This window comes from Halomonas llamarensis, from assembly GCF_023555005.1.
Classification (GTDB): Bacteria; Pseudomonadota; Gammaproteobacteria; order Pseudomonadales; family Halomonadaceae; genus Vreelandella; species Vreelandella llamarensis.
Map to the genome: position 1 here is coordinate 1 of NZ_JAMJPJ010000126.1, position 304 is coordinate 304.

Sequence of the window (304 nt, forward strand, 5' to 3'; positions counted from 1 at the left end):
GACGCTGATGTTGCCTGTGTAGGATAGCTGGGAGGCTTAGAACCCGTGACGCCAGTTGCGGTGGAGCCAGCCTTGAAATACCAGCCTGGCATCATTGGCGTTCTCACTTAGGTCCGTGATCCGGATCAAGGACAGTGTGTGGTGGGTAGTTTGACTGGGGCGGTCTCCTCCCAAAGGGTAACGGAGGAGCACGAAGGTACCCTCAGCACGGTCGGACATCGTGCAATGAGTGCAAGAGCATAAGGGTGCTTAACTGCGAGACCGACACGTCGAGCAGGTGCGAAAGCAGGTTCTAGTGATCCGG

The 304-nt window shown here is 56.9% G+C and carries 1 rRNA gene; it reads left to right on the forward strand.

Annotation, left to right across the window (positions count from 1 at the left end):
• Positions 1 to 304: ribosomal RNA gene (locus tag M8006_RS17890) — 23S ribosomal RNA — on the forward strand; the annotation flags it as partial.